Source organism: Phyllobacterium sp. (assembly GCF_037994405.1).
Classification (GTDB): domain Bacteria; phylum Pseudomonadota; class Alphaproteobacteria; order Rhizobiales; family Rhizobiaceae; genus Phyllobacterium.
Genome location: NZ_JBBNAN010000239.1, coordinates 1 through 13,864, shown reverse-complemented (window position 1 = coordinate 13,864; position 13,864 = coordinate 1). Strand labels below are relative to the sequence as shown.

Below are 13,864 nucleotides of genomic sequence, written 5' to 3'. Positions count from 1 at the left end.
ATCTTGCCCTGTACTTGGCCAATGCCGGAAAAACCGACCGGGCGATTGAATGGCTGAAGGAATCGATCCGGCGGGATGCCAGCCCCATGGATTGGTACTTCGGAAATCTGGCATTCGCCTATTATCTCGCCGATCGTCCTGCCGATGCCGTGGCCCAATTCCAAAAAATGGAACGCCCGTGGCAAATCAATCTCGCCGCAGCCTATCCGCGCCTCGGCAAGCTTGACGAAGCCCGCGCCAGCCTTGCAAAGGTTCTCAAAGACAAACCTGGCTGGACGATCAAGAGCGAAGCAGCATGGCCAACGACGAAGCAGCCGCAATTCGTCGAACCGCTTCTGAAGCTCTATCTCGCCGATCTCGCCAAGGCCGGGTTGCCGGAGAAGTAGGACGGACGCTACAAGGCATAGTTGTCACAACCCGTAATCACTTGGCAGCGTTGAGCTATTGCCTACCGAAGAGCGGATGCTAACAAGAGCCCTTTTGCTAACCCCTCACCTAACATTCATTGGACGATGCTGGCCCCTGAGGCGTGTCCTAACGGTTGCCTACGGGCAAAAAGCTCCTCCAAGGAGGAAGATCGCCGTTGCACCTCAGCAGCACATAGGCGCTTCCTCCTCTTTTTTGCAGGGTCCGCTATCCGTTAATTGGTCCGATCTAAAAAAGTCAATCAGCACGGCATATTAATTTGTCCCAACATTAGAGATTATGGTCGCCGGCCGCTGCGACCTCGAGCGCCCGCAGGGCACTCTCTTGACCTCTGATGCCGCAAGATCGGGCAAGCCGGTGGCGCGGGCCTGCATTGCGGGCTCCGGACGCGACAGGGCTTGTGTACCACGGAAGTGGTTGGCAAGCCCAATCAGGCTGCGCGGAGCAAGAGTATCGATCTGCGCACCGGCCCACGCTGCCTCTGGGCCGCAAGGGGCCGGACAGATCAGCCCCTTTTCCTGCCGGTTGGCGGCAATTGCCGCCGGCAGGACACCCGCTACCTGGGTGATCGTTCCATCGAGCGACAATTCGCCAAGCACCACGTAATTTTGCAGGGCATCGGCAGGCATGGCGCCAAGTCCTGCCATAAGTCCAACGGCGATGGGAAGATCATAATGTCTGCCTTCCTTCGGCAGGTCGGCTGGTTTAAGATTGACCCGTTACCTTTTTCACCGGCATCGACAGGCCCGAGGCGTGCAACGCGGCCTGAACCCACTCGCGGCTTTCCGCCACCGCCTTGTCAGCCCGACAATTGCATGCCCATTTTCCCGGGCGCGATCATAACCTGTACATCGACAGGTTGCGCTTCAATACCCTGAAAGGCGACCGTTCGGACACGGGTGAGCATGAAATAATCCTTGAAAATACAGACGTTTAAAAATGAACAGATGCCAGTGCGGCTACATCAGCACACTTCACGCTGCATGGGCAAGAACATTAAGAGAACATGTTGAAGGGAGGAGTTACCTGCGCTTGGCTTCCACGGCGTCCCAGAACAATGCTGCGATATCGGCACCGCCAAAGCGCTTTACCTCACGAATCCCCGTAGGCGAGGTGACATTGATTTCGGTCATATAGTCACCGATCACGTCGATGCCGACGAGAATAAAGCCACGCTCGCGCAGGGAAGGCCCAATGCGCGCGCAGATTTCGCGTTCACGCTCCGTCAGCGCGGTTTTCTCCGCGCGCCCACCCACATGCATGTTCGAGCGGGCATCGGTCTCCGACGGCACGCGATTGATGGCGCCGACTGGCTCGCCGTCGATAAGGATGATGCGCTTGTCGCCGGCGCGCACATCTTTCAGATAGCGCTGAGCGATAATAGGTTCGCGGAACATCTGGCTGAACATTTCCAGGAGCGACGTCAGATTGCGGTCGCCATCGGCGAGATGGAACACACCAGCACCCCCATTGCCATAGAGGGGCTTGAGAATGATGTCGCCGAATTCTTTACGGAATGCCGCGATTTCCTGCGGGTCCTTCGTAATCAGCGTTTCTGGCATCAAATCCGGAAATTCAGTGACGAATATCTTTTCAGGACTGTTGCGCACCCAGGCAGGATCGTTGACGACCAGCGTTTTCGGGTGAATCCGCTCCAGGATATGGGTCGTCGTGATGTAGTTCATGTCGAAGGGCGGATCCTGGCGTAACAGCACCACATCCATTTCCGACAGATCGCGAGAGATGGTTTCACCGAGCGTGAAATGATCGCCTTCGATCTCGCGAACGCTCAGCTCTTCGACGTGTGCCGAGACAACGCCGTCGCGCATGCTCAGCCGGTCAGGCGTGTAGTGATAAAGGCTGTGGCCGCGTTTCAGCGCTTCGAGGCAAAGCGCGAAGGTGGTGTCACCACCGATCCGGATCGAATTGATATGGTCCATCTGGACCGCGACTTTCAGCGCCATGGAACGTTCCTCGATAAGGTTAGGAATGCTCACATGGCGATGTCACGTTCAGGGGTCAAGGTCAATGCTGTATTGGCGCCGGCATAACCTTGGAAACGATCAGAGCTGGGCCATGCAGATATTGGTGTGACCGGCACCAACGAAGCCTAGGCGATTTGCTGCGCCCTTGGAAAGATCAAGCATGCGGCCCCTGATGAACGGTCCGCGATCATTGATGCGTACGACGATTGACTTCCCGTTGCGCTGGTTGGTGACCTTGACTTTGGAGCCGAAAGGCAGCGTCCGATGGGCGGCCGTCAGGTCAGATGGATTCATCCGCTCGCCAGAAGCGGTTCTTGAATGAAGGGCATACCAGGAAGCACCGCCACAGGCGGAACCGGCATTGGCTGATACAGCGCCAAACATCAGGAAAACAATGGATGCAGAGAGTACCGTACGGACGCTTGCAAAGGAGACCATATTGAAATTCGCACTTTTAGTGGCCCGTGGCAGAGCTGCCGGACTGAAGACACACGCGTAGTGATTGACCCCTGGGCAAGTAGATCATGGCGTGAGCGAGTAGCTCTTTCTATTTTGGAGAAATGTGGCCTTGAGGTGTCTCGTCCAGGAAAGAGAGACGAGATCAACCGGCAAGATGAGCCAAGTTACTCAAAAAACTTGTCTTAATACGATTCAAAACGTGATCAAGGATGCTTTCAAAGCTGCAGGATATGCCTGCGCAAATACCGAACTATGGCGAGAATGTGATCAATATTCACCGAATTATTAAGAGCGGTAAGGTGAAACCAGTGAACTGACCGGAATATGGTTAATATGGATTAATACTTTAGGCGTATAAAACCCCGGCGCGCGATGCACCGAGGTCTTGCAATCTAAAATTGTGATCGGAATTATGCCAATGCGCTTGAGTCCAGGGCATGGATGATGCCGCGCAACTCCGCCAGACCTCGCATACGACCGATGGCCGGGTAGCCTGGCGTGACATCCTTGTTAAGATCGTCAAGCATGCGATGGCCATGATCGGAGCGGAAAAGAATGCTGTTCGCCTTGTCGCGTTTGCGGTCTTCAGCGAGAAGCTCGCGTAGAACGGCTACCATATCAACATCACCTTCCAGATGTGCCGCTTCGTGGAAGCTGCGGCCATCGCCTTCGCGCGTTGTTGCGCGCAGATGCGAGAAGTGAATGCGGGTCGCAAAGCGCCGGGCGATCTTCGGCAGGTCGTTGTCCGCGCGCACGCCAAGGCTGCCGGTGCAGAAGCACATACCATTTGCGGGCGAGGGCACTGCATCGAACAGCGCCGCATAATCCGCCTCTGTCGAGGCGATGCGGGGCAGGCCGAAGAGTGAGCGCGGCGGATCATCCGGGTGCAGGGTCAACTTGACGCCGAGATCGTCGGCGACGGGTGCGACCGCCTCGAGGAACTCGATCAGATGCTGGCGCAAGCGGTTTGCATCAATACCGGAATAGGCTTCGAGCTTGTCGCGGAACGCTGGAATGGTCAGAGGCTCGGTTGTCGAGCCGGGGAGGGCGCTGGCGATATTGCGCGTAAGGTCGGCGATCTCCTGCGCACCCATGGCTTCATAGAGATCGCTCGCGATTTCCCTGTCCGCTTCAGAATAGTCGTTCTCAGCGCCGTTGCGCTGCAGGATGTGCAGATCGAACACCGCGAATACGTTGTGGTCGAAGCGCATGGCCGTCGAGCCGGTTGGCGTGACATAGTCGAGGTCGGTGCGGCACCAGTCGACGACGGGCATGAAGTTGTAGCAGATGACCTTTATATCGTTGGCAGCAACCGCTTCCATGCTGGCGATCCAGGCGGCGATTTCATGTTTGGCTGCCCCGCCGAGGCGCTTGACTGCGTCCGGTATGGGGATGCTCTCGACAACGGACCATGTCAGTGGCGTACGGCCAGCCGGTGTCGTTTCTATCAGGGACTTGCGATCCTGCACCTGAGATCTCGTCCAGGCTTCACCGATCGGTACCTCGTGCAGGGCCGATACGATATCGCTAGCCCCTGCTTGGCGTACATTGTCGAGTGATACACCGGCTTTCGGGCCAAACCATCGCCACGCCTGACGCATTCATTCCTCCGTCGATCTTTTCATTTCATCCCAGGGTCAGACAAATGATTTGGGATGACTCTTTCTCAGTTCATCAATATCGGGAATGACGGCATTCAGATGCTGCTTCATTGCTGCGCAGGCGGCAGGCACGTCATGGGCCTCAATGGCATTGCGGATAACCTTGTGTTCGGACAGCACATGTTCCATGCGCCCGAGGGCGGGCAATGTCATGCGGCGGGCGCGGTCAATCTGCACCTTCACCGGTTTCAGGTAATTCCAGATGCCGGGATGGCCGGAGATTCCCGCAATCGCTTCGTGGAACGCTTCATCGGCCTCGTGAAACGCACTCATATTTTGCCGGTCGGCGAAGAACTGCTGGCGCGCCAGGATTTCATCCAGCAGTTCGATGTCTTTCGCTGTCGCTTTCGTCGCGGCCCGCTCGACCGTTGCACCCTCAAGCGCCTGACGGATTACGACCGCTTCAGGAATTAGCGCGACTGGAATTCGGGCAACAAAGGTACCTGATTGCGGAAAGACATCGACAAGCCCGTCCTCCACCAGACGGATTAACGCCTCGCGCACCGGAGTGCGGCTGACGCCGAAACGTTCGGTCAGTACTTTTTCGTTGAGGGGTGTGCCGGGGGTCATTTCCATGGACACAATGGCGGCGTGGAGTTCGCGGTAGATAGCCGTAGCGGTGGTCACACGGACAACCGCAGCGCCACGGGATCCGGGACCGCGCGCGTCGCTAGCAGCTTCGGACGGTTCTGCGACGACCAATTTTTTTTCTCCCCGGTCCTGTGCTGTCATTCCAGCGCTCCATTTCCTCATGTCGGATCTTAACTTCCTGAATGATGGAATTCCGCCCAAATTCATAGTCCAAAGCCTGTGGGGCGCGATAATTTCAAACGCAACTGGCCATGGTTGACATACTAATATATTATTATTTAGTCTTCGCCAAGATCATCGATGCTCAATGTTCACAGGCGGTGGAGACTGGTTACCCAGCAGCTTCGCTTCCAACGCGAGCGGAGCAGAAAATCAGACGCAGCAAGGACGCAGAATGGCGCTTCATCCGGACCGACTTTTTCCCACCGAAGCCGATGCTCGCGGGATAGCCCGGCGCCTGTTCAGCACGGTCGAGCGCCTGCCCATCGTTTCGCCCCATGGCCACACGGACCCGTTGTGGTACGCCAATGACGAAGCTTTTCCCGATCCTGCCAGCCTGTTCGTGAAGCCGGATCATTACATTTTCCGGATGCTTTACTCGCAAGGCGTGAAGCTGGAAGACCTTGGCGTATCGCGCAAGGACGGCGGGCCTGTCGAGACTGATGGGCGCAAGATCTGGCAGCTTTTCGCCAGACATTGGTACTTGTTTCGCGCCACCCCGTCGCGTCTTTGGTTCGAACACGCACTGGAGACGGTCTTCGGCATCGAAGAGCGCCTCAACGAGAAGAATGCGGATGCTCTTTACGATCAGATCGCAGAACGTCTGAAAGAGGCGTCCATGCGACCGCGCGCCCTCTACAAGCAATTTGGCATCGAAGTCATTTCGACCACGGATGCGGCCACGGACGATCTCGCTGCACATGATGCGATCCGGAAATCCGGGTGGGGCGGACGCGTTGTGCCGGCCTATCGCCCCGACGCTGTGGTCGATGCCTCGCGTGCGGACTTTCGGGCTAACGTCGAACAATTTGTCGCCCTCGCAGGCACCAAACTCGACTATCAAGGCTATCTTGACGCCCACCGTACGCGCCGCGCCTACTTCAAGGCGCGAGGTGCCACTTCAAGCGATCACGGTCATCCGAATGCGCGCACTGCCAATCTTTCTGCCTCCCAGGCATCGGCGCTGTTCGAGCGCGTCCTGAAAGGTGCTTCCGCCGAAGAGGCTGATCTCTTTCGCGCCCAGATGCTGACGGAAATGGCACGCATGAGCATCGAAGACGGTCTGGTCATGCAGATCCATCCCGGATCGTTCCGTAACCATAATCCTGCGTTGTTCGATAGGTTCGGCACCGACAAGGGCGCCGATATTCCGCGCGCCACCGGCTATGTCGAGGAGCTGAAGCCTCTGCTGGACGCGTTTGGAAATGATCCGCGCCTGACGCTCATTCTGTTTACACTTGATGAAACCAGTTACAGCCGCGAGCTGGCGCCACTGGCCGGACACTACCCGGCGCTGCGGCTTGGCCCGGCATGGTGGTTCCATGACAGTCCTGAAGGCATGCGCCGCTTCCGTGAACTGACAACGGAAACGGCCGGTTTCTACAATACGGTTGGATTCAACGATGACACGCGGGCCTATCTTTCGATACCTGCCCGTCATGACATGGCCCGTCGCGTGGATTGTGCGTTTCTCGCGAGGCTCGTCGCTGATCACAGGCTAGATGAGGATGAGGCACACGAGATCGCCCATGATCTTGCCTACCGGCTGGCGAAGGAAGCCTACAGGCTTTGAAACAGATAGAAGAACTGCAGGCATAAAATGACATCGAATGACCATGACCGTCTGTCCAACGCTACGCTCCATCGTCTGCCAAAGAGCGTGGATCGCCCCAAATATGATCGCAGTCAGATCCGCACCGGCATCGTCCATCTGGGGATTGGCGCGTTCCATCGCGCGCACCAGGCGGTCTACACGGACCGTGTCCTGGCGAGCGGTGACAACCGCTGGGGTATTCTTGGCGTTTCACTGCGCAGCGGCGACACACGTGATGCATTGGGGCCGCAGGATGGCCTCTACACGGTAGCCACGCGCGATGGCAGCGGCGACAGCTTCCGTGTGATCGGCAGTATCGCAAAGGTGCTTGTGGCACCGGAAAACCCGCAAGCGGTCCTCGCTGCAATGGTCGATCCGGACGTCATGATCGTCTCTCTGACGGTGACGGAAAAGGGCTATTGCTACTCTCCCGCGTCTGCATCGCTAGACGAAAGTCACGTGGACATTGTCCACGACCTCGCCAACCCCGCTACGCCGCGCTCGGCAATCGGGTTCATCGTCGAAGCGCTGGACCGACGCCGTACAAAGGGGACGGACCCCTTCACACTTCTGTCTTGCGACAACCTTCCTTCCAATGGCGAAACCTTGAAAAGGGTCGTCACCCGCTTTGCTGACTTGCGTGATGCCGGGCTAGGACAGTTCATTCGCGACAAGGTTGCCTTTCCTTCAACCATGGTCGACCGCATCGTTCCGGCTACAACGGACGCTGATCGCGGTGCAGTGGCCGATGCGATCGGGCTGGCAGATGCGTGGCCAATCATGACCGAACCTTTCACCCAGTGGGTGGTGGAAGATCACTTCCCATCGGGTCGGCCAGCGTGGGAAAAATTCGGGGTGGCGTTCGTCGACAATGTCGATGCTTTCGAGCTGATGAAACTGAGGTTGCTCAATGGCAGCCATTCGACTCTGGCCTACCTCGGCTACCTTGCCGGTCATGAGACTGTCTCCGATGTGATGAAAGCCGAAGGCTTCAGCGCGCTTATCGAAGCGATGATGGACGAGGAGATCACACCGACGCTTCCACCGCTCCCGGGTTTCGACATTGCTGCATACAAGGCCGAACTGCGCGAGCGTTTCCGCAATCCGGCTCTTCGCCACCGCACCTGGCAGATCGCCATGGATGGTTCACAAAAATTGCCGCAACGCCTGTTGAACACGATCCGCAAGCGCTTGGAGCAGAAAGCGGCGTTCGACCGTCTGGCGCTCGGTGTGGCAGGCTGGATGCGCTACGCAACTGGCTTCGACGAAAACGGCAAGCCGATCGATGTGCGCGATCCGCTCGCCGATGAGTTCAAGCAGCGCGCCGACGGGAAGACATCGTCCGCCGAACTTATCGACGCCTATCTCGGGCTTGAACAGATCTTCGGCGAGGATCTTCCGAAGAATGCCGAGTTCCGCCGCACCGTGGGCGATGCTCTGGCGAAGCTTTTGAAGGAGGGTGCGGCCCGAACAGTTGCTAGGACGAAGGTCTAAGGGCGAAAGCCCTTGCTATCTCGATCTGATAGATTAATATATCAAATCTCAATAACGACCGGATATGGGAACCCGGTCATGCCTGAAAACGGGACGTTGGGAATCAACAGGGAGGAAATCATGATCCGCATCACACGCAGACAAGCCATTGGCGGTCTGGCAGCTGTCGCCACACTGCCGGCAACGCGTCTCTTCGCTCAATCCAAACTGGCGCTGCCAACCTCGCCCGTCGCGCTGAATGTCGCCGACGTAGCCGGCAATCTCGCCCTGACACAGACGGCCATCGAAAATTACGCCAAGGCCAAGCCTGAACTCGTGTCGAAGATCACGTTCACCAAGGCGCCTGCCCCGGAACTTCCCGGTAAGTTAAAGGCACAGCAGGCAGCAAACAGGCTGGATATCGACCTTGTCCTGACCGGTACGGATGCACTCTCCGCCGGTATCGAACAGGACCTTTGGGTCAAGCTGCTGCCCGATCACGCGGCGTCCTTGCCTGATCTCGCCTCGATCTATCAGGAACCGGCGCATCGTATGCTGGCGCTGGGCAAGGATCATGGTGTCGTTGTTACTTATTACCCATCCGGCCCGCTCCTTGAATATATGCCGGACCGCGTGAAGAAGGTCCCAACCACGGCGGAAGAGCTCCTTGCCTGGGCAAAAGAGAATCCCAACAAGTTCCTCTACGCGCGTCCGGCCAATTCTGGCCCGGGACGTACTTTCCTGATGGGCCTGCCCTATCTTCTCGGCGATAGCGATCCGCATGATCCAGTGAAGGGCTGGGACAAGACCTGGGCCTACCTCAAGGAACTGCACAAATATATCGAATACTATCCGACCGGCACCGGAGCCCTGATGAAGGAACTTGGTGAAGGGACGCGCGACATGACCGTATCGACAACCGGCTGGGACATCAATCCGCGTGTGCTCGGCGTCGTTCCGAAGGAAGCAGCTGTAGCACCGCTCAAGGGTTTCCATTGGGTGGCCGACGCCCATTACATGTGCGTGCCGAAAGGTATCGCAGACGAGAAGCTTGCAGTGCTCCTCGACCTGATGGGCTTCCTCTTAACACCGGAACAGCAGGCCTATACCTACGACAAGGGCTATTTCTATCCGGGGCCAGCGGTAAAGGACGTACCTATCACGAAAGCTCCGCAGGAAAGCCAGGATGCGATTGCCGAGTTCGGCCGCAAGGAATATGCCGACTGGATCGCGAACAACCCGGTAGAAATTCCCCTCGAGCCATCTTCGATGGTCGTGGCGTTCCGCCGTTGGGACGAAGAAGTCGCGGGCAAGAAGTCCTGATTGATGCTTGATCTAGCGCTGTCCGGTTGCCCCGGATAGCGCTCAGCTGTGAGGTTGCTGGATGCTGCTTGCGTCATCGCCGTTCCATGAAATCCGCCTTGACCGCTTGAGCCGCGCCTTCGGCGCGCACAATGCATTGAAGGATGTCTCGCTTAATATCCGCAAGGGCGAGTTCATCGCTCTGCTCGGACCATCGGGCTGCGGCAAGTCCACGGCACTCAACTGCATTGCCGGCCTGCTCCCGACAACGGGCGGCGGAATTTTCATCGATGACAAGCGTATCGACACGCTGAAGCCAGAAGATCGCGGCTTCGGCATGGTTTTCCAGAACTATGCGCTGTTTCCGCATATGACGGTGCGCCAGAACATCGGCTTTGGTTTGAAAATGCGCAAAGTGCCGAAGGCGCAAATCGACAAGCGTGTGGAAGAGGCGCTCAACCTCGTTCGTCTCCAGGGTCAAGGCCATAAACTGCCGGGACAATTGTCGGGCGGCCAGCAGCAGCGCGTCGCCATCGCCCGCGCCATCGTTATCGAGCCGCCGCTGGTGCTCATGGACGAGCCTTTATCGAACCTCGATGCAAAGCTGCGTCTTGAAATGCGCGCTGAAATTCGCCGCATCCACAATCAGTTGGGTGCCACGACTGTCTATGTTACCCATGATCAGGACGAAGCGCTGTCGCTGGCCGATCGCGTTGTGGTGCTGCGTGATGGTCAAATTCGCCAGGTGGGCAAGCCGAGTGATCTTTATGAACGCCCCGATCATTTGGATGTAGCCGAATTCATGGGCTATCGTAACCGCCTGACCGGCAAGGTTGTTGGCACGGATGGCGGCAGTGCCAGTGTTGCCGTCGGCAATGCGACGCTGACCGGGACTGCGCGCGAGACGCTCAAGGTTGGCGATGTGGCTGTCATTGCTGCACGCGCAGACGATGTGGTTGCTGGCACCCGCTCCGATCAAACGGTTGAAGCTGTCGTCGAAACCATCGAATATCGCGGCCGCGAATTCGTTGGAACGGCGCGCACAGCAGAAGGGCTCGAGCTTGTCTTTCATGCCCCACAAACCGCCGAACTTGGCAGCGTAATCTGGCTGGCAATCGATCCGGCGCGTGCGCTGGCCTTTGCAGCGTGACGGCCATGGCGAGCGTAACCACAACACCGCTCGACCACCGCATGTCGTTGCGCCAGCGCCTGGCGCTTCGCGGCATTGACGGTGTCACGCTGCTGGTCCTGCCGGCTGTGCTGTTCCTGCTGGCCGTGTTCATCTACCCGTTCATCTATGGCTTGATCCTGTCCTTCAGACCGAAGGAAGGTGGGATGTTCGCCAACTACCAGAAGTTCTTCTCCGACCCATTTCTCTATGACACCATCCTTACGACGCTGTGGCTGGCGGTCCCGGTAACGATCATCAGCATTGCGATAGCGCTGCCGGTCGCTTTCCGTGTTCGTTTGATGACACATCAGCGGCTGCTGACCACCATCCTTGTCTTGCCGGTAACCCTTGGAACCGTGCTGGTAGCGGAAGGGCTGTTGAACTATCTTGGGCCGCAGGGCTGGTTCAGTCGCACCCTGATGCTGATCGGAATGATCGACCGGCCGGTCAAGCTGACCAATAATTACTGGGGCGTCTTCTCCTCGCTGATCATAACCGGTTTCCCGTTCACTTTCCTGCTGACGCTGTCTTATGTGTCAGGCATCGATCCGGCGCTTGAACAGGCAGCCGCCACCCATGGTGCCAGGAGCTGGCAGCGCTTCCGCTACGTGATGCTGCCTTTGCTGGTTCCGGGTCTTGCCATCGCCTTCTGTCTCTCCTTCGTTCAGGCCTTTGCCGTCTTCCCATCGGCTGTGCTTCTTGGTGCACCCGCAGGACCAACGCGTGTTATCTCGATTGCAGCCTATCAGGCGGCGTTCGAGCAATATGATTATTCGATGGCCTCGGCCATCGCGATGATCATGGCGGTTGTCCAACTGCTTATCGTCGTGGTGATCCTTGGCATACGCAACATGTTCTATCGCGGCTCGACCGCAGGCGGGAAGGGCTGACCATGATCCGGGATACCACCATCGGGGCAAGGCTCTGGATCACGGCTGTCTGGGTCGTCGTCGCTTTCTTCGTGATCAACCTCCTGGCGATGATCGCAACGGTGATCATCTCCTCATTCGCCACGCGCTGGCTTGGCACGTGGTTGCCGGCGGGCTGGACGACAAGCTGGTATTTCACTGCCTGGTCGGAATTCCAGCTCAGCGACGTTCTTATCGTTACCTTCCAGATCGTGTTCACCGTAGTTGCCCTTTCCGGGCTGCTCGGTGTGACCGCCGCCTATGCTTTGGCGCGGCGTGACTTCCCTGGCAAGAAGCTCATCATGCTGCTTTTCCTGCTGCCGCTGCTGGTTCCGCCGATCACTTTCGGCATCCCGCTGGCGACAGTCCTCTATCAGGCCGGCGTCGGCGGCACGTTCTGGGGCGTCGTTCTCGCCAATCTCGTGCCCACGGTTCCTTTTGTCATCCTCGTCATGATCCCGTTCATTGAACAGATCGATCCCAAGGTTGAAGCAGCGGCTCGGGTATTTGGCGCTGGTACTTTCCAGTTGTTCAGATATGTGCTGCTGCCAATGCTGCTGCCGGGCATCCTCGCCGCTCTGCTGCTCGTGCTGGTGCGCACTGTGGCAATGTTCGAGTTGACATTCCTGACAGCAGGGCCAACCAGTCAGACGCTTGTCGTGGCTCTTTACTATTCCGTGTTCGCCGCTGGCGTTCGTGCCGTGCAGTCGATTGACGCCATGGCCGTCGTTTATATGGTGACGACGCTGATCTGGTTGCTGATAGCGCTGCGCTTCGTAAACCCGACGCAGATCGTCGCCCGCGCCAAGCAGCAACAAACGACGGCCTAGAGCGGCTATCAAAAAGAAACGGGAGCCGAAGCTCCCGTTTTTCGTTTAGCAGTAAAGCTCAGCTTACATCGTTGCGCCGATCTGCCAGGGGACGAATTCCGCATCGCCATAACCGAGTTCTTCCGACTTGCTTCGCTCGCCCGATGCCACCTTCAGGATGCGCTCGAAAATCTCGCGGCCCTTGTCTTCAATCGACACACCGTCGAGAACATCGCCGCAGTTGATGTCCATGTCCTCGATCATCTGATTATACATCGGCGTGTTGGTGGCAAGCTTGATCGACGGTGTCGGCTTGCAGCCATAGGCTGAGCCGCGCCCGGTGGTAAACGCGAGAACATTGGCTCCGCCCGCAACCTGTCCCGTCGCTGAAACCGGGTCGTAGCCGGGCGTATCCATGAAGACGAGTCCGTGCGCGGTGACCGGCTCCGCATAGCCATAGACCGCCTCCAGCGGGGTCGTACCCGACTTTGCGACAGCGCCCAGTGACTTTTCGAGAATGGTGGTCAAACCGCCGGCCTTATTGCCGGGCGAAGGATTGTTGTTCATCTCCATCTTGTTACGGGCGGTGTAATCCTCCCACCAGGCGATGATCGACTGCAGACGTTCGACCGCCTCCGGGTTGGAAGCCCGTTCTATGAGCAGGTGTTCCGCCCCATAGATCTCCGGCGTCTCGGAAAGGATCGCGGTGCCGCCATGCTGCACCAGAAGATCAACCGCGGCGCCCAGTGCCGGATTGGCAGTAATGCCGGAATAACCATCGGAGCCGCCGCATTGCAGAGCAAGCATCAGTTCTGATGCGGGTATGGTCTCGCGCCTCACATTGGCAGCGGTCGGTAGCATGTCGCGAACGGCCGCGACGCCAGCCTCCATGGTCTTGCGCGTACCGCCCACTTCCTGGATCGTCAGGCTGCGGAATGTATCGCTCTCGACAATGTTGTAGGCTTCTTTCCAGCGGCCGATCTGGAAGCCCTCGCAACCAAGGCCGACCATCAGCACGGCCGCGATGTTTGGATTGGTCGCATAGCCCCATTGGGTGCGCTTCAGAACTTCATAGCCCTCGCCCTTTACATCGAGCGCACAGCCACCACCATGAACCAGTGGAATGATCCCGTCGATCATCGGATAATCATCGAGTATGCCCGATTTTCGGACGGCTTCAGCGATGAAGCGTGCGACGGATGCCGAGCAGTTCACCGAGGTCAGGACGCCGATATAGTTGCGTGTGCCGGCGCGGCCGTTGGCGCG

Annotated in this window: 11 protein-coding genes and 2 pseudogenes; 7 read left to right on the top strand and 6 right to left on the bottom strand. The window is 57.8% G+C overall.

Features of this window, described 5'->3' with window-relative positions:
• A pseudogene (locus AAAC48_RS13410) lies at window positions 1-386 on the top strand (hypothetical protein); the annotation flags it as partial.
• Window positions 387-699: 313 nt separating this feature from the next.
• On the opposite strand, the pseudogene AAAC48_RS13405 reads toward AAAC48_RS13410, so the two are convergent.
• From AAAC48_RS13405 to AAAC48_RS13385, 5 genes and pseudogenes are all read right to left on the bottom strand, one after another.
• Window positions 700-1,333: pseudogene (locus AAAC48_RS13405) on the bottom strand (magnesium chelatase domain-containing protein); the annotation flags it as partial.
• Between the two features lie 115 nt (window positions 1,334-1,448).
• The gene (gene gshB / locus AAAC48_RS13400; RefSeq protein ID WP_340654649.1) at window positions 1,449-2,390 is read right to left on the bottom strand and encodes a glutathione synthase; all 942 of its coding nucleotides are present in this window, start codon (window positions 2,388-2,390) and stop codon (window positions 1,449-1,451) included.
• A gap of 99 nt (window positions 2,391-2,489) precedes the next feature.
• On the bottom strand, window positions 2,490-2,795 hold the full coding sequence (locus tag AAAC48_RS13395; RefSeq protein ID WP_340654651.1) for a septal ring lytic transglycosylase RlpA family protein: 306 nt from the start codon (window positions 2,793-2,795) through the stop codon (window positions 2,490-2,492).
• Between the two features lie 485 nt (window positions 2,796-3,280).
• Window positions 3,281-4,471, bottom strand: a complete 1,191-nt coding sequence (gene uxuA, locus AAAC48_RS13390) for a mannonate dehydratase (protein WP_340654648.1) — start codon at window positions 4,469-4,471, stop codon at window positions 3,281-3,283.
• A gap of 36 nt (window positions 4,472-4,507) precedes the next feature.
• A complete protein-coding gene (locus AAAC48_RS13385; protein WP_340654647.1) occupies window positions 4,508-5,284 on the bottom strand; it encodes a GntR family transcriptional regulator in 777 nt (258 codons plus the stop codon).
• Between the two features lie 232 nt (window positions 5,285-5,516).
• Here AAAC48_RS13385 and uxaC point away from each other — a divergent pair, with 232 nt between their 5' ends.
• The 6 genes from uxaC to AAAC48_RS13355 all read left to right on the top strand — a co-directional run bounded on the left by uxaC (window position 5,517) and on the right by AAAC48_RS13355 (window position 12,619).
• Complete coding sequence (uxaC, locus tag AAAC48_RS13380; protein ID WP_340654646.1) at window positions 5,517-6,914, top strand: glucuronate isomerase; 1,398 nt, start codon at window positions 5,517-5,519, stop codon at window positions 6,912-6,914.
• A 27-nt stretch (window positions 6,915-6,941) separates the two neighbouring features.
• Complete coding sequence (locus tag AAAC48_RS13375) at window positions 6,942-8,429, top strand: mannitol dehydrogenase family protein (RefSeq protein ID WP_340654645.1); 1,488 nt, start codon at window positions 6,942-6,944, stop codon at window positions 8,427-8,429.
• A gap of 123 nt (window positions 8,430-8,552) precedes the next feature.
• A complete protein-coding gene (locus AAAC48_RS13370) occupies window positions 8,553-9,731 on the top strand; it encodes an extracellular solute-binding protein (protein ID WP_340654650.1) in 1,179 nt (392 codons plus the stop codon).
• 61 nt (window positions 9,732-9,792) lie between these two features.
• The gene (locus AAAC48_RS13365; protein WP_340654644.1) at window positions 9,793-10,860 is read left to right on the top strand and encodes an ABC transporter ATP-binding protein; all 1,068 of its coding nucleotides are present in this window, start codon (window positions 9,793-9,795) and stop codon (window positions 10,858-10,860) included.
• Between the two features lie 5 nt (window positions 10,861-10,865).
• Entirely contained in the window at window positions 10,866-11,771 is a 906-nt protein-coding gene (locus tag AAAC48_RS13360; protein WP_340654643.1) for a sugar ABC transporter permease, read from the top strand.
• 2 nt (window positions 11,772-11,773) lie between these two features.
• Complete coding sequence (locus tag AAAC48_RS13355) at window positions 11,774-12,619, top strand: ABC transporter permease subunit (RefSeq protein ID WP_340654642.1); 846 nt, start codon at window positions 11,774-11,776, stop codon at window positions 12,617-12,619.
• A 63-nt stretch (window positions 12,620-12,682) separates the two neighbouring features.
• Here AAAC48_RS13355 and AAAC48_RS13350 read toward each other — a convergent pair.
• A partial coding sequence (locus AAAC48_RS13350) for a UxaA family hydrolase (RefSeq protein WP_340654641.1) occupies window positions 12,683-13,864 on the bottom strand: 1,182 nt, incomplete at its 5' end.